General features: G+C 71.3%; 18 protein-coding genes and 1 pseudogene. 15 read left to right on the top strand and 4 right to left on the bottom strand.

What is annotated here, in order from left to right; translation table 11 throughout:
* Positions 1–36 precede the first annotated feature (36 nt).
* The 4 genes from KGD87_RS27670 to KGD87_RS27655 all read left to right on the top strand — a co-directional run bounded on the left by KGD87_RS27670 (position 37) and on the right by KGD87_RS27655 (position 4,429).
* Complete coding sequence (locus KGD87_RS27670; protein ID WP_284663875.1) at positions 37–855, top strand: sterol desaturase family protein; 819 nt, start codon at positions 37–39, stop codon at positions 853–855.
* 150 nt (positions 856–1,005) lie between these two features.
* On the top strand, positions 1,006–1,401 hold the full coding sequence (locus KGD87_RS27665; protein ID WP_026113917.1) for a BlaI/MecI/CopY family transcriptional regulator: 396 nt from the start codon (positions 1,006–1,008) through the stop codon (positions 1,399–1,401).
* Positions 1,398–3,521 (top strand): M56 family metallopeptidase, encoded by a 2,124-nt coding sequence (locus KGD87_RS27660; protein ID WP_284663870.1) that lies wholly within the window; start codon positions 1,398–1,400, stop codon positions 3,519–3,521. Before KGD87_RS27665 ends, KGD87_RS27660 begins: the two co-directional genes overlap by 4 nt.
* A 104-nt stretch (positions 3,522–3,625) precedes the next feature.
* Positions 3,626–4,429 carry a 4-hydroxy-3-methylbut-2-enyl diphosphate reductase gene (locus KGD87_RS27655; protein WP_284663868.1) on the top strand — a complete coding sequence of 268 codons (804 nt, stop codon included), beginning with the start codon at positions 3,626–3,628 and terminating at the stop codon, positions 4,427–4,429.
* A 227-nt stretch (positions 4,430–4,656) separates the two neighbouring features.
* Here the strand turns inward: KGD87_RS27655 and KGD87_RS27650 are convergent, their stop codons facing one another.
* Positions 4,657–6,351: a DUF885 domain-containing protein gene (locus tag KGD87_RS27650; protein ID WP_284663867.1), complete on the bottom strand. Its 1,695-nt coding sequence runs from the start codon at positions 6,349–6,351 to the stop codon at positions 4,657–4,659.
* 343 nt (positions 6,352–6,694) lie between these two features.
* Between KGD87_RS27650 and KGD87_RS27645 the strand changes: the two genes are divergently transcribed.
* The 7 genes from KGD87_RS27645 to KGD87_RS27615 all read left to right on the top strand — a co-directional run bounded on the left by KGD87_RS27645 (position 6,695) and on the right by KGD87_RS27615 (position 16,535).
* Entirely contained in the window at positions 6,695–8,209 is a 1,515-nt protein-coding gene (locus tag KGD87_RS27645) for an ELWxxDGT repeat protein (RefSeq protein ID WP_284663866.1), read from the top strand.
* A gap of 371 nt (positions 8,210–8,580) precedes the next feature.
* Entirely contained in the window at positions 8,581–11,283 is a 2,703-nt protein-coding gene (locus KGD87_RS27640) for a DUF748 domain-containing protein (RefSeq protein ID WP_284663865.1), read from the top strand.
* A 184-nt stretch (positions 11,284–11,467) separates the two neighbouring features.
* The gene (locus KGD87_RS27635; protein ID WP_284663864.1) at positions 11,468–12,739 is read left to right on the top strand and encodes an NAD(P)/FAD-dependent oxidoreductase; all 1,272 of its coding nucleotides are present in this window, start codon (positions 11,468–11,470) and stop codon (positions 12,737–12,739) included.
* A 29-nt stretch (positions 12,740–12,768) separates the two neighbouring features.
* The gene (locus KGD87_RS27630) at positions 12,769–14,058 is read left to right on the top strand and encodes a sigma-54 interaction domain-containing protein (protein WP_284663863.1); all 1,290 of its coding nucleotides are present in this window, start codon (positions 12,769–12,771) and stop codon (positions 14,056–14,058) included.
* A 275-nt stretch (positions 14,059–14,333) separates the two neighbouring features.
* On the top strand, positions 14,334–15,038 hold the full coding sequence (locus KGD87_RS27625) for an MBL fold metallo-hydrolase (protein ID WP_284663862.1): 705 nt from the start codon (positions 14,334–14,336) through the stop codon (positions 15,036–15,038).
* Positions 15,039–15,045: 7 nt separating this feature from the next.
* Positions 15,046–15,657, top strand: a complete 612-nt coding sequence (locus KGD87_RS27620) for a rhodanese-like domain-containing protein (protein WP_284663861.1) — start codon at positions 15,046–15,048, stop codon at positions 15,655–15,657.
* Entirely contained in the window at positions 15,657–16,535 is an 879-nt protein-coding gene (locus KGD87_RS27615; protein WP_284663860.1) for a sulfite exporter TauE/SafE family protein, read from the top strand. Before KGD87_RS27620 ends, KGD87_RS27615 begins: the two co-directional genes overlap by 1 nt.
* A 7-nt stretch (positions 16,536–16,542) precedes the next feature.
* Here KGD87_RS27615 and KGD87_RS27610 read toward each other — a convergent pair.
* Positions 16,543–16,746 (bottom strand): annotated as a pseudogene (locus KGD87_RS27610) (sensor histidine kinase); the annotation flags it as partial.
* Positions 16,747–16,929: 183 nt separating this feature from the next.
* On the opposite strand from KGD87_RS27610, the gene KGD87_RS27605 reads away from it, so the two are divergent.
* Both KGD87_RS27605 and KGD87_RS27600 read left to right on the top strand, forming a co-directional pair.
* Positions 16,930–17,346: a hypothetical protein gene (locus KGD87_RS27605; protein WP_284663859.1), complete on the top strand. Its 417-nt coding sequence runs from the start codon at positions 16,930–16,932 to the stop codon at positions 17,344–17,346.
* A gap of 89 nt (positions 17,347–17,435) precedes the next feature.
* On the top strand, positions 17,436–19,091 hold the full coding sequence (locus KGD87_RS27600; protein ID WP_284663857.1) for a formate--tetrahydrofolate ligase: 1,656 nt from the start codon (positions 17,436–17,438) through the stop codon (positions 19,089–19,091).
* Between the two features lie 62 nt (positions 19,092–19,153).
* Here KGD87_RS27600 and KGD87_RS27595 read toward each other — a convergent pair whose 3' ends face one another.
* Positions 19,154–20,749: a methyl-accepting chemotaxis protein gene (locus tag KGD87_RS27595; protein ID WP_284663855.1), complete on the bottom strand. Its 1,596-nt coding sequence runs from the start codon at positions 20,747–20,749 to the stop codon at positions 19,154–19,156.
* A 373-nt stretch (positions 20,750–21,122) separates the two neighbouring features.
* Positions 21,123–21,512 (bottom strand): hypothetical protein, encoded by a 390-nt coding sequence (locus tag KGD87_RS27590; protein ID WP_284663853.1) that lies wholly within the window; start codon positions 21,510–21,512, stop codon positions 21,123–21,125.
* A 157-nt stretch (positions 21,513–21,669) separates the two neighbouring features.
* Between KGD87_RS27590 and KGD87_RS27585 the strand changes: the two genes are divergently transcribed.
* Positions 21,670–23,031, top strand: coding sequence for a sigma-54-dependent transcriptional regulator (locus KGD87_RS27585; protein ID WP_284663851.1), 1,362 nt, complete (start codon positions 21,670–21,672; stop codon positions 23,029–23,031).
* A 189-nt stretch (positions 23,032–23,220) separates the two neighbouring features.
* Positions 23,221–23,688: a hemerythrin domain-containing protein gene (locus tag KGD87_RS27580; RefSeq protein WP_284663849.1), complete on the top strand. Its 468-nt coding sequence runs from the start codon at positions 23,221–23,223 to the stop codon at positions 23,686–23,688.
* The last annotated feature ends 44 nt before the right edge of the window (positions 23,689–23,732 follow it).

Here is a 23,732-nt window from a genome sequence, read left to right as displayed (position 1 = left end):
GCCTCCGCGGGGGCAGCGGCTTGTCGCGAGGATACCGTGGCAGTCAGCGCACCCTTTTCGTTCCTGAAGCACCGCAAGCACAACCTGGACCGGATGACGCTGGGCGACCTGGTCTACTCGTTCTTCACCTACTACGCGGTGGTGGCCTACATCACCGTGGGCATCATCAGCCTGGTCCTGGCCGTGAGGTGGTTCGAGAGCCCGCTGCGCATGCTGCTGGCGATGCTCGCCGCGAGCGTGGCGTTCCCCTTCGGCTGGTACCTGGTGCACAAGCACATCCTGCACAGTCGCTTCCTCTACAAATCACCGCTCACCGCGGCGACGTGGAAGCGCATCCACTTCGACCACCACCAGGACCCACACGACCTGCGCGTGCTCTTCGGCGCGCTGGCCAACGTGCTCCCCACGGTGGGCGGCGTGATTGCCCCCATTGGCTATCTCATCGGCGGCAAGGCAGGCGCCGCCGCCGCGCTGGGCTGGGCCATGGTGATTACGTGCTTCTATGAATTCTGCCACTGCATCCAGCACCTGAACTACACGCCCAAGTCCCAGTTCCTGAAGGACATCAAGCGGCTGCACCTGTCGCACCACTTCCACAACGAGCAGGGCAACTACGGCATCACCAACTACTTCTGGGACCGCCTCTTCGGGACCTTCTATGAGAAGTCCGGTGACAGGCCCAAGAGCCCCACCGTCTTCAACCTGGGCTACACGTCCGAGGAGGCCCAGCGCTATCCCTGGGTGGACCGGCTCTCCGGCGGCACCCGGGGTGACGGCCACCCGCGCCGCTTCTGGGAGCGCCAGGCCGCCGCCCAGACGCCGCCCCCGGAGCCCGCCAGGCGCCACGAAGGCTGACGGCCGGGCACCCGCCTGAAGCCTCCGAGCCCCCTCCCTCACCCAGAGGCAGGGGGCTTTTGACGGCCCGCATCTACGAAGGGCTTCGTTGACATCTACGAATCCATTCGTAATATGGCTTCAGGCAATCGAGTCACGGAAGGAAGCGTCATGAGTGAGACGAAGCTGCCGCGTCCCACGGATGGGGAGCTGGCCATCCTGCGGGTCCTCTGGGCGCGTGGCGACAGCACGGTGCGCGAGGTGCATGAAGCCCTCACCCGCGACGAGCCGGAGGGCACCGGGTACACGACGGTGCTGAAGCTGATGCAAATCATGACGGAGAAGGGGTTGGTGGAGCGTGACGAGTCCCAGCGCGCGCACGTGTACCGGCCTCGGGCCACGGAGCAGCGCACCCAGCGCCAGTTGGTGACGGACCTGGTGGACCGCGCCTTCGGTGGCTCTCCGGCGCGGCTGGCGATGCAGGCCTTGTCGTCGAAGAAGACGCGCCCCGAGGAGCTGGCGGAGCTGCGCCGGCTGCTCGACACGCTGGAAGGAGGCGAGGAATGAGCCGGCTGCTGATGGAGTCCCTGGGGTGGGCGCTGCTGCACTCGCTCTGGCAGGGCACGCTGGTGGCGCTGCTGCTGGCGGTGGCGCTCGTCACGGTGGGGCGGCGCGCGGCGCATGCGCGTTACGCGCTGGCCTGCGGGGCGCTGGTGCTGGCGCTCGCGCTGCCGGTGGCCTCCGGGTGGAAGCACTTCCACGGCGCGCCCGCGCGAGTGGCCATGGACACCTCCGCGCCGCCCACGCGGCTCCGGGTGGATGCCGCGAATCCCCACCCCATGGAGAGCACGGCGGCGCGTCCCTCCTGGCGCCTGTCGCCCGTCGCGGCGTCGCCTGCGTGGATTGACGCGGACATGGCCGAGGACGGCGCCGCGAATGGCTTCGAGAGCACGGTGCTGACGGGCCTGGGCTCGTTCCTGGTCATGGCCGGGCTGCTGCTGCAACGCGCGCTGTCCGTGGTTGAAGCGCACCTGCACTGGCTGGTGCTCGCCTGGGCGGCGGGCGTGGGTCTGAGCTCGGGGCGGATGGCGGCGGAGTGGATGAAGCTGCGCCGGCTAGCGGACCGGGCCCTGCCCGCGCCCGCTGCATGGCAGGAGCGGCTGGACGCCCTGTCGCGGCGCCTGGGCCTGCACCGCGCGGTGCGGCTGCTCCAGTCCTCCGACGTGGACGTGCCCGCCGCGGTGGGCTGGCTATCGCCCGTGGTGCTCCTGCCCGTGTCCACCCTGGCGGGCCTGCCCGCTCGGCAGTTGGAAATGGTGCTGGCCCATGAACTGGCCCACATCCGCCGTCACGACTTCGCGGTGAACCTGGCGCAGGTGCTGGTGGAGACGCTGCTCTTCTTCCACCCCGCGGTCCGCTGGATTTCCCATGTCATCCGCGTCGAGCGGGAGCACTGCTGCGACGACGTCGCGGTGGCCGCCAGCGGCAACTCCGTCTCCTACGCCCGGGCGCTGACGGCGCTCGAGACGCTCCGCGTGCTGCCCGGAACGCCGAGCCCCGCCATGTCCGCGCTGGGCGGCTCGTTGCCGGAGCGCGTGCGGCGGCTCATCACCCTGCCCACGTCGCGCTGTGCCTCGCGCTGGGCGGCGGGCGCCTCCGTGCTCACCCTGGTCAGCAGCCTCGCCGTGGCCGCGCCGCTGACGTCGCTCCTGCTGGGACAGACGGACGCCGCGCCGCGGCCGGGAGACGAGCCCGTCCTCGTCCAGGCTCCGCCCATCCCGGCGCTCTCGCTCACCCCGCCGGTGCCGCCCGCGCCCACGCCCGTGACACCGCCCGCGCCCCCGGCGCCCCCCGCGGCTCCGGCCAGCGTCGCGGCCGTGGCGGCCCGCGCGGCTCCGGGCCCCATCCCGCCGCCCGCTCCTCCGGCGCGGAGCCTGGGTGCGCGCGCCCAGCGGGAGTTTGACGGGCAGACGCGGGTCGGCGCGGGCCAGCAGCTCTCCGTGGCGCAGCTCATCGCGCTCAAGAACGCGGGCATCACCCCGGAGCGCGTGCGGCAGCTGACGGCCATGGGCTACACGCCGACCGTCGCCAACCTCGTGACGATGAGCCACGCTGGCGTCACCCCCGACTACATCCAGGACATGAACACGCGCTTCGGCCGGAAGCTGGAAGCGGAGGAGCTGACGCACCTGCGGCACCTGGGCGTCACGCCCAAGTACATCCAGTCCCTCGAGTCCGCGGGCTTCAACGTCGATGACCCGAAGGCCCTGTCCCACGCGCGCGCCGTGGGCGTGGACGAGGACTTCGTCCGCGGCCTCAAGGACGCCGGCTACACCGGCATGTCGCTGGAGGAGCTCGCTCACCTCCGCGCCGTGGGCGTGAGCCCCGAGTACATCCGCGAGCTGAACAAGCACGGCCTGTCGAAGCTGAAGGCCCAGGAGCTGACGCGGCTTCGCGCCGTGGGCGTCTCCGCGGGCTGGCTCGCCAGCATGCGCAAGGCGGGCGTGCAGACGACGGACGCGAAGGCGCTCCAGCGGCTGCGCGCCACGGGCGTGGACGCCGACTTCCTGGGCGAGCTCCACGACGCGGGCCTGAAGGACCTCTCCGTCGATGAGCTGGTGCGGCTGCGCACCGGCGGCGTGGACGCGGACTTCATCCGGAAGATGCGCGGCACCGGTTCGAAGTAAGCCGTTCGTCCCTCCCCCCTCACGTCTCGATTGCCCCACCCCGCTCGGCGCACGTCCCACCGGACGCGCGCCGCACGGGAGGGGTCTACCCGAAGGAGCCCACCATGCGTCTCATGTCGTCACGCCTGTCCCTCGTGGCCCTGTTGTTGATGGCCACCTCCGCCGTCGCGGCCTCTTCCACCTTCGAGCCTCGCGGCACCTGGTCTGCCTCGACCAAGCGCAGCGACCCCTCCACCCTGAACCTCCAGCTCCAGCAGGGCCCGCACCGCAACATGGGCTTCACCGAGCCCCTGGCGTCCTTCCAGGGACTGTCCACCACGGGCGGCGCCACCACCTTCACCCTGCCGCGTGAGGCCGGCACCTTCCGCTTCGACGGTCAGTTCCAGGACGGCCAGGGCGCGGGCCACTTCCGCTTCGAGGCCAGCAGCGCCTTCCTCAAGACGATGGCCACGCTGGGCTACTCGGACATCACGCCCGAGGCGCAGTTCCAGTTGGCGGCGACGAATGTCACGACCGCCCGCATCCAGGCCCTGGCCGCGCTGGGCTACAAGCAGCTCAGTACGGAGGAGCTCATCCAGGCGGGCATCTTCGACGTGACGCCCAAGTACGTGCGCGGCCTGTCCGACGCGGGCTACCCCGGCCTGTCGTTCAAGGAGCTGGTCGCGGGCCGCATCCACGGCGTCACGCCCGACTTCGTGAAGCAGCTGCGCGAGCTGGGCTTCACGGACCTCACCCAGGACCAGCTTCTGGCCTTCCGCATCCACGGCGTCACGCCCGACTTCGTGAAGCAAATGCGTGAGTCGGGCTACCCCAACGTCACGCCGGACGAGCTGGTGGCCCTGCGCATCCACGGCATCGACCGCGTCTTCATCCGCGACATGTCGGGGACGGCGCCGAAGAAGAAGTGACGCCAAGCGCGGTCAACGTCCGACGGTGAACGGCCGGGGCTGTGCAGGGATGCACGAAGCACCACCCGGCCACAGCTTCCCTTCGGGACGGTGGTGGTGGGGAGGGTCGGAATGTCGCTGCTTCGAGCCGCTTGTGAGGTCTTCGAGGTGACCTACGACGGGCTCGCCTCCCGCTCGCAGGTGGAGCAGGAGGAGACGCCCCGGGTCATCGAGCTGTAGCCCGCGGCTCACTCCAGCGACGGCGCCGTGTCGCCCGGCAGGAACACCTCCCGCGCGAGCGACACGGGCAGCCCCAGCTGGAGGAGCCTGTCATGGAAGTCCTTCAGCACCAGCGTCTTACCGCGCGACTCCAGGTGGCGGCGGTAGTCGTCGCGCAGCTTGAAAATCTGCATGCGCCCTACGGCGTAATACAGGTACGTGGGGTCGAGCGTGCCACGCTCCACCTCGCGCAGCGCGGGGAAGGGCTCGAAGTACGCAATCTCCGCGTACCGCTTCGCCACCTCCTCCAAGGGCTCCCCGTACACATGCAGCGCCAGCGCCGCGTACCAGCGCGCGTGCCGCTGGAGCGCGCGGCGGAGCTGCCCCAGCCGCACGGCGGGGTCGCCATTGCCCAGGCCTTCATCCACCATCATCTGCTCGGAGTAGTGCGCCCAGCCCTCCACCAGGGACGCGGGGGTGAAGACCTTGCGCACGTCCGTGGGAATCCGCGCGCCGTAGAGCAGCTGCACGAAGTGGCCGGGCATGGCCTCGTGGACGGTGATGCCCAGGAGGCCCGCGCGGTTGAAGTACGTCAGGTGCTGGGCCTTCTGCTCGGGCGTCCAGCCGGGCTCCACGTTGGTGATGTTGTAGAAGGCCTCGGTGGCCTTCTTCTCGAAGGGGCCGGGGGTGTCCATGGACGCGAAGCCCAGCCGCGCGTAGGGCGGCGTCTCCCGCACCACGGGCAGCCGGTCCGACGGCAGCGTGAGGATGTTCCGCTCGCGCACGAAGCGCTGCAGCTCCACCAACTGCGCCCGCGCCGAGGCCACCAGCTCCTCCGCCTTCGGGTGGTCCTTCACCAGCTCCGCCATCACCTGCTCGGGTGTCTTGGAGGCGTCCAACCGGGCGGCTTCTCGCGCCACCCAGGCCTTGTAGTCGCGGATGGCGCGCTCGTTGATGTCGCGCAGCGCGTCCGCGTCCAGCGTGACGTGCTCCTCCAGCGCCAGCTTCTTCTCGAAGCGCTCGCGGCCCAGGCGGAAGTCGCCGTCCGCCTTGGGCAGCAGCTCGCGCTCCAGCCACACCGCGAAGGCCTCCAGCTGCCGCGCGGCCTCCTCGCGCGCGGCGGTGAAGGCGGCGCGCTCGCTCAGCGGCACCTGGGCATACCCCTGCGCCGCCAGCGTCCGGGGCAGGTCCGTGCGCAGGTACACCACGGTGCCACGCGCGTCGCGCAGCGCGTACTCCGCCCACAGCTTCGGGACGCCGCTCAGGTTGAACTGCGCCGCGTCGAGCACGCCGGGGATGCGCGCCATCCGGGAGCGCATGGCGCGCATGCGCTCGGCCACGGGGGCGAACTCGCGTGACGACAGGCCGTCCAGCCCGCTGGAGATGATGCCCACGTAGAAGCCCGGGTTGCGCGCCCAGGGGCGCACCTCCTCCAGTTCCAGCAGGTCGGCGCGCATCGCGTTCTCCAGCACGCGCACGTCCACGGCGGCGTCTCCCGACAGGCCACCGCGCGCCTCCACCTGCTCCAGGCGCGTCAGCCAGCCGCGCAGCGCCTCCGCCTTGCGCTTCAGCGCGTCCGAAGAGACGTCCGGCAGGTGGGCGTCATGCATGTGATAGCCGAGCCGCGTGGCCCGGGTGGGATGCGCCGCCGCATACCAATCCAGGTACTCGCGCGCGAGGAGGACGTAGTCGGCATCCGCGGCGGAGACGGTGGCGGTGGGCATGGCCGTGGAGGACTCCGGCCCAGGCCCCGGGCGCGAAGCGCAAGCGGAGACACAGGCCAACAGGACGAATGAGGAGCGGATGCGCATGGCGGCTCGAGTCTCGTGATGAGGCGGCGGTTCGGAAAGCGGGAAGCGCGCTCTGGATGATTCTTCGTCGAACAGCTCGCGCCCGGGCTGTCGGCTGAAGGTCCCCGGGCTCGTACGCCGAGGCGCCCGCGGAGGGCGACTGTCACGCAATGACAGTCCTGGACCGACTCGCGGACGGGTTGGGTTTCGTCACATCCCGGCCAGATTGCGCGACCACGGCACCCCACCGCCCCAGCCACCGAAACAAGGAGTGAGTATGCGTCTTCGCGCACAGAGCCTTCCTTTGCTGTTGTCCGCCGTCTCAGGCTTCGCCACCGTCGGATGCGACATTGAAGCCCCCTACCCGGTTCGCCTGGAGCACGGGGAGGTGGAAGCCGCCGCTGGCCGTGAAGACACCGCGCGCCTGGGCGCGGCGGCCGGTTGGGAGCTGTGCGACACGACGGCCCGAATCGTGCGGGACATCCTCCCGGGCGCGGGGCACTCCTATCCGCGGGGCCTCACCCACGGCAACGAGGCCCTCCTCTTCTCCGCCACGGATGGCGTGTGGGGCCGTGAGCCCTGGGTGAGCGTGGGCGTGGCTTCGGGGACGCGCCCGCTGCTGGACGTGAACACCGGAAGCCCGGGCTCGGACGCGGGTCCCTTCGTCCAGGGCGGGACGACGACGTACTTCGCGGCGAAGAACGGCATGTATGGCCGCGAGCTCTGGAAGACGGATGGCACCACCGGGGGCACGGCGCTGGTGAAGGACATCTCGGCAGGGGCGCTGGGCTCGGCCCCGGAGCAGCTGACGTTCTACGACGGCGTGCTGTACTTCACGGCGAACGATGGCGTGCATGGCCGCGAGCTGTGGCGCAGCGACGGCACGGAGGAGGGCACCTACCTCTTGCGTGACTTCAGCACCGAGGGAGACCTGGTCTCCAGCCACTTCGAGCTGGTGGCGGGGACGAACGCGCTCTACGTCAAGGTGAACATCTTCTCACCGACCGACCGCCAGGCGAGCCGGGTGCAGCTGTACCGAACCGATGGCACCCGCTTCGTGCGGCTCGTGGATGGGCCGGAGGACCACATGCTGGGCGACCTGACGCCGGTGGGGGACAAGCTGTTCTTCACCTGGAACTTCGATGCGCCCGAGACGCGGCTCTACGTCACCCACGGCACGTCGGGCTGGGCGCGTTACGTGTACACGTTCATTGGCGCGCCGCTGGGGCTGGTCTCCTACAAGGACAAGCTCTTCCTGAGCGCGACGACGGGCGCCGAGGGGATGGACTTCGAGCTGTGGCGCAGCGACGGCACGACGTCCGGCACGACGCGGGTGAAGGACATCTACCCGGGCACGGTGCCGTCGCAGCCGATGTACCTCACGGTGGTGAAGGACCGGCTCTTCTTCGTCGCGGATGACGGGGTGCATGGCCGCGAGCTGTGGAGCAGCGACGGGACGAGCGCGGGGACGCAGCTGCACGCCGACATCGCCGTGGGCGCGCAGGGCTCGGAGCCCTCGGAGCTGACGGCCGTGGAGGAGTACCTCTTCTTCAGCGCCTACACGGAGGCCGGGGGCCGGGAGGCGTGGGTGAGCGACACCCGGGAGCAGGGGGCGTTCGAGGTGCAGGGCATCGCGCCGGGGGCCATGCACTCGCTCCCGAGCGACTTCGTCCGCTCGGGGTGGGACCTCTACTTCGTCGCCAGCGACAGCGCCGACTACGGCCGCGAGCTGCGCGCGCTCCGCATGCGGCCGGCGGGCATGTGTGACCTGACCGGCAATGGCGTGCGCTGAGCGGTAGGCGCCTGCTCGCCCTCGGCGCGGCCGGCCCCAGGAGCCAACCGGGACGGCGTTGGCCCCTTCCCTTCCTGGTGCCGGGTGCCCACTTCGGAGAAGTGTCGAGTGGCAGGGGGCACCAGGAGCCGGCTGGTGTCCCCTCTTTTTGTGCCCCCAGAGCGGCCGTCCGTCCTTCGAAATGTACGCCTCCGTGCATTTCTCCCCGCCTCCAGCGTCGTCCTGGGCAGAACAGTCATGCTGCTGTCCCGCCGCGGGCCAGCGCGTCTGACGCGTGCGGACGCGTCAGGGCTGGGCTAAGCGTCTGCCTGCCCATCGGGTACCGCACAGGCTGGCGCCCGCGGCCCGCTCGATGGAGGAGGTTTCAAGCGATGTCCGACACCGTGGTGAAGAAGAAGCGCCGTTGGCCCTATGTCCTCGGAGGAGTCTTCGCGCTCCTCGTCATCATCGTGGCCGTGGCCCTCTGGCGACTGGACGCCATCCTGCTGAAGACGGCCCGCGACCAGGCCGCCACCTATTCCCAGCTCCTGGGACGTCCCATCGAAATCGGGGACATCTCCACCAAGCTCTTCCCCACGCTGGGCGCCCAGGTGGAGAACGTCACCGTCGGCCCCGCCGAAGGGGAAGACCTGCCGCTGGCCCAGCTTGCTCAGATTGACGTCCGCGTCGCCGCGGGCCCGCTCCTGTCCTCCAGCGGCAAGGACATCCAGGTGAAGAACGCGGAGGTCTCCGGCCTCACCGTCAACCTGGTCCGCTTCGCGGATGGCACCACCAACGTGCAGCGCCTGCTCCAGCGGCTGGAAGAACAGCAGCCCAAGGAAGAGGAGGCGCCGACTGAAGAGTCCCAGCCCATGGACCTCTCCGGCGTCCACGTGGAGCGCGCGGCCCTCACCGACGGCGCCATCCGCTTCGTGGACCGCGGCGCCGGGGAGCAAGCCCGCGAGCTGGGCGTGAAGGACCTGGACATCGAGGTGAAGGACCTGCGCGTGGGCAAGCCGCTGGTGGTGAACCTGGCCGCCGCCGTGCTCGCGGACACCCAGAACCTCCAGGTGTCCCTGCACGCCGCGCCGCTGCCGGCCACGCTGGTCCCCACGCCCGAGCGCGTGACGCTGAAGGCGCAGAAAATCGACCTCGCCCCGCTGGGCCCCTTCCTGCCGCCGGACATCGGCCTGCGGGCGGGCACGCTGGACGCGGACTGGCAGGCGGACCTGGGCGGCGCCGTCCCCGGCGGCCAGGGCCCCACGAAGCTGGTGGGCATCATCAAGGCCCTGGGCCTGAGCTTCACCGGCTCCGAGGGCGGCAAGGCGCTGGACGTCGTCATGGACACCGACGTCGCGGGAGACATCACCACCGGTGACCTGGCCCTCAACAAGCTGAAGGTGGACCTGGGCCCCGCGAGCCTCAGCGGCAAGGGCAGCGTGAAGGGCCTGCTCACCGACACGCCCGCGGTGGAGGGCTTCGAGCTGACGGGCCGCAACCTGGACCCGGCCGCGCTCGCCGAGTACTACCCGCCGCTGCGCAAGCAGCTCAACGGGATGATTGCCGGCCCCATCGGCCTGGATGTGCGCGGCAGCGGCACGCAGGACGCGCAGGCGATTGACGTCAACGTGGACCTGACGCCCGTGCGGCTGCGCGTGCCGGCCCAGCTCACCAAGGACGCGGGCGGGGCCATGAAGCTCTCCGCGCGAGTCTCCGGCGCGGCGGCCACCGGCGGCGCCCTGCGCTTCGACGCGAAGGCGGACCTGGGCGGCGTCGACCTGCGGCCCGGCCTGCTGGTGGACAAGGCCCCGGGACAGCGGATGGAGCTGAGCGCCGCGGGCACCTACGCGCCCGGGAAGGGCTCCGGCATGAAGGTGGACATCCCCAAGCTCACCGCGAACGTGCTCGCGGACACGATGACGGGCAGCGCGTCCTTCGCGCTCGCGGGCACGGGGAAGCAGCAGACGACGACGTTCGCCGCGGACCTCAAGAGCCAGAACCTGGACGCGGACGCGCTGATGATGAGCGAGGAGGAAGTCCAGGCGCGTGGTGGTCCGCCGCCGGAGGAGCCGCCGTCGGATGACCCGACGCGCTTCAACGGCTACCGGGGCGACCTTCGCTTCGCGGTGGGCACGCTCCGCTACCTGGAGATGACCATGACGAACGTGACGGGCGTGGTGAAGATGACCGACGACCTCATCACGGTGGAGAAGTTCTCCACGGGCGTCTACGGCGGACGCATCGCCGCGGACGGCACCACGGTGCGCCTGGGCCCGCAGCCGGAGCAGCGCCCCTTCGAGGCGAAGGTGAAGGTGGAGAGCGTCGCGGTGGAGCAGGCGCTGACGCAGTTCACCCCGCAGAAGGCCGTGACGGGCAGGTTCAACGGCAACGTGGACGTGAAGGGCGTGGGCTACACGTCCGAGAAACTCAAGCAGACGCTGCTCGGTGGCATCAACGGCGACCTGCTGGATGGCGAGCTGCTGGGCAAGGACCTGGTGTCGGCGGTGTCCGAGCCGCTCGCCAAGGCGCTGCCCATCGCGGCCAAGGGCCTGAAGAACGAGCAGGTGACGAAGCTGGGCGGCGACCTGCCCTTCAGCGTGCAAATCAAGGACGGCGTGGCCCAGCTCTCCAAGCCGCTGCAGTGGTCGCGTCCGGAGGCGGCGCTGAGCTTCGACGGCGGCATCCGGCTGGACGGCACGCTGGACCTGACGGGCTCGGTGTCGCTGACGCCAGCCACGGTGAAGACGCTGACGCTGGGCAAGGTGACGCCGCCGGCCGCCATCCCCGTGGGCCTGAAGCTGACGGGCCCCGCGTGGAAGCCGGAGGTCACCAGCCTGGACGTGAAGCCGGCGGTGACGCAGATCGCGAAGCTGGCGGCCTCGTCGCTGGCGGGCAGCCTGATTGGCGGCGAGCGCGGCCAGCAGGTGCAGGGCCTCATCGAAGGCGGCGAGGACAAGCTTCGCGCCGAGGCCGAGGCCAGGCGCAAGGAGCTGGAGGCCAAGGCCGCCGAGGAGAAGGCGCGCCTGGAGGCCGAGGCCAAGAAGCGCGCCGAGGAAGAAGCGAAGAAGCGCCTGCGCGGCATCTTCGGGAAGTAGCGGTCCGCGCGCGGCACCGGGCCCTCTCTGCCGGTGCCGCCGCCCTCGCGCCCTGAAACACGCTGAAACGACCGGGAAACACCCTGTTCACCCCGTCACCCGAGGCCTGCACTCGGGGACGAGTGTGGCACGGGCCCTGCTGGGGCCTCCTGTCCGTTTCACGCGTCACAAGGGAGCGCTCGACATGCAGACGAATGAGGACCGCGGCCGCGGGGATTCGGTGACGCCGTCCAGCCCCAGGGTGGTGCCGGTGCGCGAACACCATCGCGTCCTCATCATCGGAGGTGGCACGGCCGGAATCTCGGTGGCCGCCCGGCTGGCGCGCGCTGGACAGAAGGGCGTCGCCATCCTCGAGCCCTCCCAGCACCACTACTACCAACCCCTGTGGACGCTGGTGGGCGCCGGGGAGGCGCGCGTCGAGGACACCGTGCGCAACGAGTCCCGCCTCATCCCGCGCGGCGTGAAGTGGGTCCGCGACGCCGCCACGGAGATAGACCCGGAGGCGCGGGAGGTCCTCACCCGCGGCGGCCTGCGCCTGGGCTATGACTTCCTCGTCGTCGCCCCCGGCATCCAGCTCGACTGGGACAAGGTCGCGGGCCTGCGCGAGGCCCTGAAGACCCCCCACGTCAGCAGCAACTATGACGTCCAGCTCGCGCCCAAGACGTGGCGCCTGCTCAAGGGCTTCCAGGGTGGCACCGCGCTCTTCACCCAGCCCTCCACGCCCGTGAAGTGCGCCGGGGCGCCCCAGAAAATCATGTACCTGGCCGCCGACCACTTCCGCCGCACCGGCGTGCTGGAGCGCTCCAGCGTCGTCTTCGGCTCCGGCGCGAAGGTCATCTTCGGCGTGAAGCCCTTCGCCTCCGTGCTGGAGGGCGTGGTGCACCGCTATGGCATCACCGCCCGCTACCAGCACAACCTCATCGCCGTGGATGGCGAGCGGCGCGAGGCCACCTTCGAGACCTCGCGCGACGGGCAGACGGAGCGCGTCACCCTGGCCTACGACATGATGCACGTCACCCCGCCGCAGAGCGCGCCGGACTTCATCAAGCGCGGCCCCCTGTCCTGGCAGGAGGGGCCGAATGCCGGCTGGGTGAAGGCGGACAAGTACACGCTCCAGCACCCGGACCATCCGAATGTCTTCGCGCTCGGCGATGCGTCGGACCTGCCCACCAGCCGCACGGGCGCCGCCGTGCGCAAGCAGGCGCCGGTGCTGGTGGAGAACCTCCTGGCCTGCATGAAGGACCAGCCCCTGCCCGCGCGGTATGACGGCTACGCGTCCTGCCCCCTCACCACCGGCTATGGGCGCCTGCTGCTCGCCGAGTTCGACTACGACGGCAAGCCCGCGCCCAGCATCCCGCTCATCGACACCCTCCAGGAGCGGCGCGATATGTGGCTGCTCAAGAAGTACGGCCTGCCGAACCTCTACTGGACCTTCATGATGCGGGGCCTTGCATGAGACGCGGGGGGGCGGGCTATGCACCGACGATGCCCACCGCTCACCTCGTGCTCCCCGCCCTGGATGCCCTCGCGGGCCCCGTGCTCCTCGTGGACAATGCGCGCAAGGTGAGCGCGCTCACACCCGCGCTCGAGGCCCTGCTGGGCGGCGCGCCTCGCGCCGGGGCGCCGCTGGCGCACGTCCTGGTGCGTCCCGACGGCGCGGAGCCGCTGGACGACGCCCTGCTCAAGGACGGCCGGGAGACCTCCGCCCGGCTGCGCGTGGGCGGGCGCCTGAAGTCCGTGCGGGTGCGCGCGGTCCCCCTGCCGCGCGGCGCCCGCGTGGGCGGGTGGGCCCTGCTCATCACGCCGGATGCCGAGGGCGCGCTGGACGGCCACGCCGAGCTCTTCCACGGCCTGTGGACCCAGGCGCCCGAGCTGCGGCGCGTCTTCCGCATCGTCGAGAAGGTGGCCCATACCGAATCCAGCGTGCTCGTTCGCGGAGAGTCGGGCACCGGCAAGGAGCACATCGCGCACGCGCTGCATGCGCTGTCGGCACGGGCGCGCGGGCCGTTTCGCGCCATCAACTGCGCCGCGCTGCCGCCCAACCTGCTGGAGAGCGAGCTGTTCGGCCACGTGCGCGGCGCCTTCACGGGCGCGGTGCGCGACAGTCCGGGGCATTTCCGGCTCGCGGACAAGGGCTCGTTGTTCCTGGACGAGGTGGCGGAGATGCCCCTGGACCTCCAGGCGAAGATGCTGCGCGTGCTGGAGACGCGCACCGTCATCCCCGTGGGAGGCCGTCAGCCCGTGCCCGTGGACGTGCGCATCATCGCCGCCACCCACCGGCCGCTGCGGCGCGAGGTGGAGGCGGGGCGCTTCCGCGCGGACTTGATGTACCGCCTGCGCGTGGTGCCGCTCTTCCTGCCCACGCTGCGGGAGCGACGAGGCGACATCCTCCCGCTGGCCCTGCGATTCCTGGAGGAGCTGCACCAGCGAGGCACCCGCCGCGTGCAGCGCTTCTCTCCGGGTGCCCGCCGCTTGCTGGAGGAGCACCCCTGGCCCGGCAACGTGCGCGAGCTGCGCAACGTGGTGGAGTACGCCTACGTCATCGGAGAAGGCCCGGTGGTCCACGAGGCGGACCTGCCACCGGAGTTCTCCGAGCCGCGGCAGCCAGCGCCCGTGACGAGGCCCGCCCCGGAGGCCTCGCTGGAGCCGGAGCGGATCCGCGCCGCGCTCGCCCAGGTGGACGGAAACCGCTCCGAGGCCGCGCGCCTGCTGGGCGTCAGCCGCGTGACGCTGTGGCGGCGCCTGCGCGCCCTGGGAGCGACGGCGGAGCGCTGAGCGCCCCTCCAACACAGCAGCCACGCGTTCATCGCCTGACGCCAAGGACACCCGGGCGACGGCCACGAAACTCCGCCCTCGAACGACGTTTCACCCCTGTTTCAAGCGCGTTTCACAGGAGCGAACTTGAAACACTCCCTCGTGCCCGCGGGGTCCGCTTCCGCTGTGCCGGCGCCCCGCGCGCACTCGGCCCGAGCCCTCCACCTCCACCGCCCGGCCTGCTGGCACGTCGCTGGCAGTGATGGGCTCGCACCCCACTCAGACGGAGACGGACGATGCGCTTCCGGCAGCTCTTCGACGCGGATACCTCGACGTATACGTACCTCCTGGCCGACGAGGCCACGGGCGCCGCCGCGCTCATCGACCCGGTGCTGGAGCAGGCGGAGCGAGACCTGAAGCTCCTCCGGGAGCTGGGCCTCACGTTGTCCGTGGTGCTGGAGACGCACGTCCACGCCGACCACGTCACCGGCGCGGGGGTGCTTCGCGAGCGGACAGGCGCCACCGTGGTGGGCTCCAGCCGCGGCGCGCCCTGCGTGGACCGGGCGGTGCATCACGGAGACCTCGTGCGCGTGGGCGGCCTCGAGGTCCAGGTGCTCGAAACGCCCGGCCACACCGACGACAGCCTGAGCTTCCTCTGTGAGCGCCGCCTCTTCACCGGAGACGCGCTGCTCATCCGAGGCACCGGGAGGACGGACTTCCAGAGCGGCGACCCGGGCCAGCTCTACGACGTCATCACCCGCGTCTTCTTCACCCTCCCCGACGACACGGCGGTGTACCCCGGCCACGACTACGCCGGGCACGCCATGTCCACGGTGGGCGAGGAGAAGCAGCACAACCCCCGGCTCGCCGGACGCACGCGCGAGGACTTCATCGCCTTGATGAACGCGCTCCAGCTCCCACCGCCCCGGAAGCTGGACGTGGCCGTCCCCGCGAACCGGGCCTGCGGACACACGCCGCCCTCACCTCCCCTCCAGCCCTGAAGCCCTCATGCACCCGCTCTTCGACAACGCCGCGCCCCACCCCGCGGGCTACCGCGACGTGGACGTGGGACAGCTCGCGGCGTGCCTGCCCTCCGAGCTCACGCAGGTCGACGTGCGAGAGGCCGCCGAGCTCGACGGCATCCTGGGCCACCTCGCGGGCATCCGGCACGCGCCGCTGGCCACGGTGCGGGACGTCGTCGACGCCTGGCCGCGTGACACGGACGTGGTGCTGGTGTGCCGCTCCGGGGCGCGCTCGGCGAGGGCGGCCATGCGCCTCGTCACCCTGGGCTTCACCCGGGTGATGAACCTGCGAGGCGGGATGCTCGCGTGGAACACCGCGCGGCTGCCCGTGGTGCGCACCGCCCCCCACACCCTGCCCACGCTGGGCGCCGTCCGCGACGGGCTGCTCGACGGCCTCCACCGCGCCCTGGCACCACCGCCCCACGAAGGTCCCACCGTGCCCCCCATGACGACCCCGTCCCGGGAAGCGCTCACCGCCGTGCTCGGCGCGCTCCAGGCCACGCGGCCGCCGGGCGTCCGGGACACCGCCGCCTTCGAGCACCTGCTGCGTACGTGCCAGGACCTGCTCGCCGTCGCGCGCGCGGAAGGCGAGCGGTGATGCCGTACGCGGGCCTCGCGGGCGCGCTGCTCGTGGGCCTCCTGCTGGGGCTGCTCGGAGGCGGCGGCTCCATCCTCACCGTGCCGCTGCTCATCTACGTGCTCGACGTCGAGCCTCGGACGGCCATCGCCATGTCCCTGGTGGTGGTGGGCGTCACCAGCGCCAGTGGCGCCGTCCTCCACGCGCGCGCGGGCCGCGTCCGTTGGCGCACCGCGCTCGTGTTCGGCGCAGGCGGCATGGGCGGGGCCTTCCTCGGCGGCCGGCTCAATCCCCACCTCGCGCCCGGCACGCTGCTGCTCCTGTTCGCGGGCGTCATGGTGGCCGCCGCCGTGGCCATGCTTCGCCGCCGGGAAGCCGCCCCCGCCGTCACCAGCGGCCCTCCGCTCCCCACTGCGCGCGTGCTCGCCCAAGGCGTCGCGGTGGGCGTGTTGTCGGGGCTGGTGGGCGCGGGGGGCGGCTTCCTCATCGTGCCCGCGCTGTCACTGGCGGGGCTGGCCATGCCAGTCGCCACCGCCACGTCCCTGGTGGTCATCGCGCTCCAGTGCGCCGCCGGCCTGGTGGGACACCTGGGCCACCTGGACCTGCCCTGGCAACTCACCGGCGAGGTCCTCCTGGCCGCGCTGACGGGCAGCCTCGTGGGAGGAAGGCTCGCGGGGCGCGTGCCCCCCGCGCTGCTGCGCAAGGGCTTCGCGGTGTTCGTGCTGGCCACCGCCACCTTCCTCCTGGGCGCCCAGGCTCCCGCCCCGCTGCGTGAGCGCGTGTGGACGGAGGGGCCGTGGCGCTGGAGCATGGCGCTCCTGACCGTGAGCATCCCCGTGGCGGTGTGGCGCCTGCGCGTGGCCCGCCAGCGGCAGGCCGCGCAGTCCCTGCCGCGGTGAGGCACCGTCACGCGGGCGCCAGCGGCACGGTGAAGTGGAAGGTGGAGCCGCGTCCCAGCTCGCTCTCCACCCACAGCCGTCCGCCATGCCGCTCGACGATGTCCTGGCAGATGTAGAGCCCCAACCCCAGGCCACCGAAGCCGGAGATCGGCGCGTTGCGAGCGCGGAAGAAGCGCTCGAAGAGGTGCTCCTGCTGGTCCCGCGGAATGCCCCTTGCTCATGGATGTGCACCTTCGACATGGGCGCTCCTCGGCCTCGTTGGCGGGACGTTTCCGGCGGAAAGATGCGGCGCACGCCAAGGGCATGAAAGGGGCCGCCCTGCTCGGCTGCCACCGCCGGAGGGGCTCCCGACGCCAAGGCCGCTCGCCGTGCGAAAGCGATAGGCTCCCGCCGCATGACGACCTCCCGCCTCGCGATGCTGCTCCTGGTGCCCGTGTTGGCCACGGGCTGTGCCTCCACCGCCAGCGCCACCCGGCCGGCCGAGCCCGCGACGGAAGCGGCGGCCCCCGAGGCCACCTCCCGCGCGCCCTCCGGCTATGGCTTCAGCGAGGACGACCCCATCCACGTGGGCGGCGGCGTCGACGGGGAACACGAATACCTCCAGCACCTGCGGGGACCCCAGGGGCAGAAGGTTCGCTACGAGCGGCGAGGAAGCTGCTGCGCCTTCGAATCGGAGGGCTCGCCCTTCGGCGCCGGCATGCTCGACGTGTACATCGTCAGCTACGAAGGGCTCGAGGCGCCGGTGATGCTCTACCTCAACATGTATGACAGGAAGGACCCCCGCGCCCCCGAAGGCTTCCGCCTGGACTGACGCGCGCCAGCGGTCTTCACGGCCCTGGATTTCAACAGGCACGCGTCTGCGCCGTTGACCGCCGACAGGTCCGCGCGGAGATTCCCGGCATGACGCTGAGAGCCATGACCGACGTGGGCGCGGAGCTGGGCCTGTCTCCCGAGGATGTGCTGCCGTGGGGAACCCACCGCGCCAAGGTGTCGCTGGACGCGCTCGGCAAGCGGGGCGGCCGGCAGGGACGCCTGGTGCTCGTGTCCGCCATCAACCCGACGCCGCCGGGCGAAGGGAAGACCACGATGTCCGTGGCGCTGGCCATGGGCCTGCGCAAGCGGGGGCGCCGCGTGGTGGCGGCCCTGCGCGAGCCGTCCCTGGGGCCCGTCTTCGGCGTGAAGGGCGGCGGCACCGGCGGTGGGCAGGCCAGCCTGGAGCCCGCGGCCGACATCAACCTGCACTTCACCGGCGACCTGCACGCCATCACCAGCGCCAACAACCTGCTGGCCGCGCTGGTGGACAACGCCGTCTTCTACGGCCAGCCGGTGGCCCTGGATGCCACGCGCGTGCGCTGGCGGCGCGCGCTGGACATGAACGACCGCTTCTTGCGCAACGTCATCGTCGGCCTGGGCGGCAAGGCGCAAGGCGTGCCGCGCGAGGACCACTTCGACATCACCGCCGCCAGCGAGGTCATGGCCATCCTCGCGCTCGCGGAGGGGCTGAAGGACCTGGAGGCGCGGTTGGGCCGCGTCATCATCGGCCACACCCGGGACGGCCAGCCGGTGCGCGCGCGCGACGTGGACGCGGCGGCGGCCATGGTGGCGCTGCTGAAGGACGCGCTGATGCCCAACCTCGCCCAGACGCGCGAGGGCGGCCCCGCGCTGGTGCACGCGGGCCCCTTCGCCAACATCGCCCACGGGTGCAGCTCCGTGCTGGGCACGCGCATGGGGCTGGCCTACGCGGATGAGGTCATCACGGAGGCGGGCTTCGGCTTCGACCTGGGCGCGGAGAAGTTCCTGGACATCAAGTGCCGCGGCAGCGGGCTGTGGCCCCGGGGCGTGGTGCTGGTGGTGACGCTGCGCGCGCTGAAGCACCACGGCGGGGCCGCCCCCGCGCGCGTGGCCGAGCCGGACCGCGAGGCCCTGGTGCGCGGCTTCGCCCACCTGGAGAAGCACCTGGAGTCGGTGGCCGCCTTCGGCCTGCCCGCCGTGCTGTGCGTCAACCGCTTCCCGCAGGACACCGAGGCCGAGCTGGAGGAGCTGCGCGCCTTCGGCAGGGCCCGCGGCGTGGAGCTGGCCGTGTGCGACGGCTTCTCGCGAGGCGGTGACGGCGCGCTGGAGCTGGCCGACCGCGTGCTGGAGCTGCTGGACGGCACGGACGCCGCGCCGCCCCAGCCGCGCTTCCTCTACGACGTGGCGCAGACGCCCGAGGAGAAGGTGGCCGCCATCGCCCGCACCGTCTACGGCGCGGACGACGTGGCCTTCACCGCGAGCGCGAAGAAGGACCTGGACGCCATCCGCGCGCTGGGCGGCGCCGGGCTGCCGGTGTGCATGGCGAAGACGCACCTGTCGCTGTCGGATGACCCCACGAAGCTGGGACGGCCGCGCGGCTTCACGCTCACCGTGCGCGAGGTGCGGCTGTCCGCGGGCGCGGGCTTCATGGTGGCGCTCACCGGCGACATCCTGACGATGCCCGGCCTGCCGCGCGAGCCCGCCGCCCGCCGCGTCACCGTCCACGACGACGGGCGCGTCACCGGGCTGATGCAGGGGGAGTGAGTCCAGGCCCCGGGCCGGGGTGCCACCCAGGACGGTGGCACCCGCGCGGCCCGGCGGCCGTGTCAGACGCGGAAGCCGGTGGACAGCTCCTGGAGCTGCCCCAGCGACGTGTTGATTTGCGTCACCGCCTGCTCGGCCGTCATCGTGGCCGTCACCACGTCCGCCATCATGGAGGACAGCGTGGTCATCACCTCGGTCATCTGCGCGATGCCCGCGTTCTGCTGGGTGACGGAGGCCACAATCTGGCGCGCGGCCTGACTGCTCTCCTGCACCACGGTGGTGATTTCCTTCAGCGTGTCGGCCGAGGCGAGCACCTGCTCGATGCCCTCCTCCATCTTCTCACTGTCGCCCTCGGCGATGCCCACCGTCTGGCGGATGGCCTGGTTGATTTCGAGGAGAATCTTGCCGATGCGCTGGGTGCTCTGCAGCGACTGACCGCTGAGTGAGCGCATCTCCCGCGCCACCACCGCGAAGCCCCGGCCCTGCTCCCCCGCGCGCGCCGCTTCGATGGCCGCGTTGAGCGCGAGCACGTTGGACTGGTCCGCCAGGTCCTTCACGCTGCCGATGATTTCTCCGGCGTGCACGGCCTGGTCGCTCAGGTGCCCGATGCTGCCCACCAGCGCGCCCACGCGCTGGCGAATCTGCTGGAGCCCCTCCGCGCTCTTCTCGATGGACTCCTGGCCGGACGCGCTGAACGCGTCCGCCTGTCCCGCCACGCGGAGCACCATCTCCGCGCGGCTGGCGGCCATGCTGGACGTCTGCGCGATTTCGGCGATGGTGGTGCTCGCCTCGGTGAGGCTGCGGGACTGGTTGGTGAGGAAGTTCACCTGCTCCTGGCTGGCCTGCGTCAGCGTCTTCGCCGCCTCCGTCAGGTCCGTCACCACCGTCTGGATGGTGGTGGGCACGTCGCGCAGCCGGGACACCATGACCTGGAAGCCGCGCGCCAGCTCGCCCACTTCGTCGTGAGCGCTCACGTCGATGGCCTGCGTCAGGTCGCCCTTCTCCGCGATGCGCGTGGCCACGTGGGTCAGCTTCGCCAGCGGCAGCGTCACCTCGCGGTGCAGCCAGATGGCCAGCCCCACCGTCAGCGCGATGCACAGCAGCACCAGCGCCGTCACGGCCCACGTGCTGGCGCTGTGCAGCCCGGCCACCTCCTCATAGGAGCTGGCGATGGCCTGGGAGTCCTCGTCCACGGCCTTCTGGAGCGCCTCGCGCAGCGCCGCGGCCTGGGCCTCCACCGCCGCGAACGCGGGCGCCGCCTGGGCGTCATCCGCCACCACGAGCGCCAGCGCCTGTTCGGCGGCCGTCCAGTACGTGGCCAGGGCCGCCTTGAGCGCCTCCGTGCGCTCGGTGTTGGCCCCCGGGACGGCCCGCGCGAGGTCGAGCTTCGCCTGGAGCTCGCGCACCTCCGCGCGCGCCGGCTCCAGCCCCTCCGCCACCTTCCCCGTCACCGCCACCACCACGTTGCGGTGCAGGCCCGGGTAGCGGTGCATCACCTCACGGCTCAGCTCGATGGTGGGCACGTGCGAGCTGCTGATGCGCGCGTACACGCCACCGGAGCGCGCCCCCAGGGCGAAGAACGCCACCAGGATGGCCACCAGGAACACCGCGACAACGGCTGGCAACAACATCATCTTCTGCTTGAGCTTCAAACGCACCCGCTGGCCTCCCCGCTACCGTGAGCACCCTTCAACGCCCGCGACTCCATGCCGCGCGTCGCGGCCAGAATCCGGCTGTGGAAGAGCCACCCCGTCTTCCAGGGCTCGCTGCGCCAGCACATGTCGCCATCCTTCCGTGGACTCCCACGGGAGCCACATCCTCGTGCGGCCGGTGCTCACGCCGCGCGTCGTAGGATAGCCAACTGTCCGCGGGCGGGTAACTCTCACCACCCGTGTCGTTCGGACGGACTCGGAGCGCTGCGAAAGACGGGTAGGACCTGACCCCACCCACGGGCGCGCATCCCGGTAGCCCGGTTTCGCGGTGCTGTCCGGGAAGGAGGGCAGGGCGTCGCTTCCCGGGCAAGTGCTCGGGTCAGCGCACGGAGGGTTGGAGCGCCGGCGCAATCTCCTGCTGGCAGGGCTCGTCGCATTCCGTGAAGCGGGTGAGGAAGTCCGCCATCCGCGCGCAGCGCTTCGGGAAGCGGGTGGTGCCCGCGTCGCCGGTGCACAGCTCGCGGAAGGACTCGCGCGTCTCCTGGAAGAGCGAGGCCCGCTGCGCGGGAGAGAGCGCCTTCAGCGCCCGGTTCTCCCCGCCCAGGAGGTACAGGCAGACGGCACCGAGCAACAGCAGCCCGAGCCCCACCAGTACGAGCTTCCGGTTCCGCATTTCAGCCGGCGAGGGGCCTCGGGCGCGGGAGAAGACGTTCTCCTCTTCACCGTCTTCGGGCGGCGGGCCGCCTGCCATCATCCCCATCAAGCGCATACGCCCCCTGTTCCAGCCCAAACCGGCGAGCAACGCCAGCACGGAGTGCAGGGGATGTGTGGCAACCGCCAACACCTGGGCGGCCATTGCGTGTGCTCCCGCACGCTGGGAGGGAGTCTGGCCGTGTGACGGCGGGCATTGCGCCTAGGATGAAGCCATGGACGTTCGAGAGCGCCCCATGCGAGTGCTGGTGGTGGACGACGAGCGGAACATCCGCCACACCCTGCGCGTGTGCCTGGAGGGCTTCGGCTGCGAGGTCCGTGAGGCGGCCACCCCCGAGGCCGCGCTGGCCGCGCTGGCGCAGGGCCCCGCCGACCTGGCCTTCGTCGACCTGCGGCTGGGCACGGCCAGCGGCATGGAGCTGCTGCCGCGCCTCCTGGCCGAGTCACCCCACCTGGACGTCGTGCTCATCACCGCCTACGCCACGTTCGACACGGCGGTGGAGGCGATGCGGCGCGGGGCACGGGACTATCTGCCCAAGCCCTTCACGCCCGCGCAGATTCGCCACGTGGTGGAGAAGGCACGGCGGCACCAGGAGCTGGCGTCGCAGTTGGAGAACCTGGAGGGGCAGCTGTCCCAGGCGGTGCCGGAGGCCACGTTGGAGACGGCCTCACCCGTGATGCACGCGGCCATCGGGCTGTTGACGCGCGCGGCGGCGTCCGACGCGGCGGTGCTGCTGCGGGGAGAGAGTGGCACGGGCAAGGGGGTGCTCGCCCGCGCGCTGCATTCGATGAGCGCGCGGCGGCGCCGGCCCTTCGTCACCGTCAACTGCCCCACGCTGTCAGAGCAGCTGCTGGCCAGCGAGCTGTTCGGCCACGTGCGCGGCGCGTTCACCGGCGCGGTGAAGGACCAGCCGGGGCGCGTGGAGGCGGCGGAAGGGGGCACGCTGTTCCTGGATGAAATCGCGGAGATGAGTCCGGGGCTCCAGGCGCAGCTCTTGCGCTTCCTGCAGGAGAAGCAGTTCGAACGGCTGGGCGAGGGGCGCACGCGCAAGGCGGACGTGCGGGTGGTGGCGGCGACGAATCGGGACCTGGAGAAGGACGTGGCGGAGGGCCGCTTCCGCGAGGACCTGCTCTACCGGCTGAACGTCATCGAGGTGAAGCTGCCGTCCCTGCGGGAGCGGCCGGAGGACCTGCTTGCGCTGGCCCGGCGCTTCGTCGCCTTCTTCGCGCGAGCGGCGCAGCGCCCTCCGCCGGAGCTGTCGCCCGCGACGGAGCAGATGCTGCGGGCCTATGGGTGGCCGGGCAACGTGCGCGAGCTGCGCAACGCGATGGAGCGGGCGCTCATCGTCTGGCCGGCGGAGGTGCTGGAGCCGCAGGCGTTCCCGGACCGCATCGCCGCGGCGGGGAGCCCGGTCATGGCACTGGGCGGGCCGCACACGCTGGAGGACGTCGAGCGCGAGCACGTGCTGCGCGTCATGGCCTCGGCGCCCACCCTGGACGAGGCGGCGCGGGTGCTGGGCATCGACGCGTCCACCCTGTGGCGGAAGCGGAAGAAGTACGAGTCTGGCGAGGACTGAGGGGCTTCCTTCCGAGTCCTCACGTCCACGTCAGCCGTGAGCGCGCGCAGCGGTCGCACGCGCGCCAGCCCGGGGCTTCATGGGAGCGAACCGGGCAGGGCTTCTCCGTGTGCCTGGAGCGGTGATTGCGGCGCCCCGCGCACATGCGGAGCGTTGGAGGACACCGAACCGATTCCAAGGAGCGCAGCCGTGGACGTGATTGACCTGTTGATTCAGCAGCACCGCGAGGTGGAAGCGCTGTTCGAGGCCTGTCGCGCGGCGAAGGACGACGCGAGCAGGCAAGCGCTCGGCGTCCAGCTCGCGGAGGCGCTCACGTTGCACACCACCATCGAGGAGCGCTGGGTGTACCCCGCCGCGCGCCGGGTGGTGGGGGAGAAGCTGATTCAGGACTCCGTCGAGGAGCACGGGGAGATGACGCAGCTCATCGCCCAGATGATTCGCGCGCGCAACGACCCGAAGAAGCTGGTCTCCCTGTTCGGCGAGCTGGAGCAGGTGGTGAAGGACCACGTGACGATGGAGGAGCGGGACGTGCTGCCCAAGCTCGGTCAGAAGGTCACCGAGGAGGACCTGGGCATGTCGTGCAAGGACATCGTCCGCACCGCCTCCGAGGTCCGCCGCGAGGAGATGCAGAAGCTCCAGGGGCAGGCGAACGCCTGAGGCCGCGAGTCCAACTCACGGGGAGGCAGGCAGCGTGAAGACGA

Source organism: Myxococcus sp. SDU36 (assembly GCF_030168875.1).
Taxonomy (GTDB): Bacteria; Myxococcota; Myxococcia; order Myxococcales; family Myxococcaceae; genus Myxococcus; species Myxococcus vastator.
This window is presented reverse-complemented; position numbering and strand designations above follow the sequence as displayed.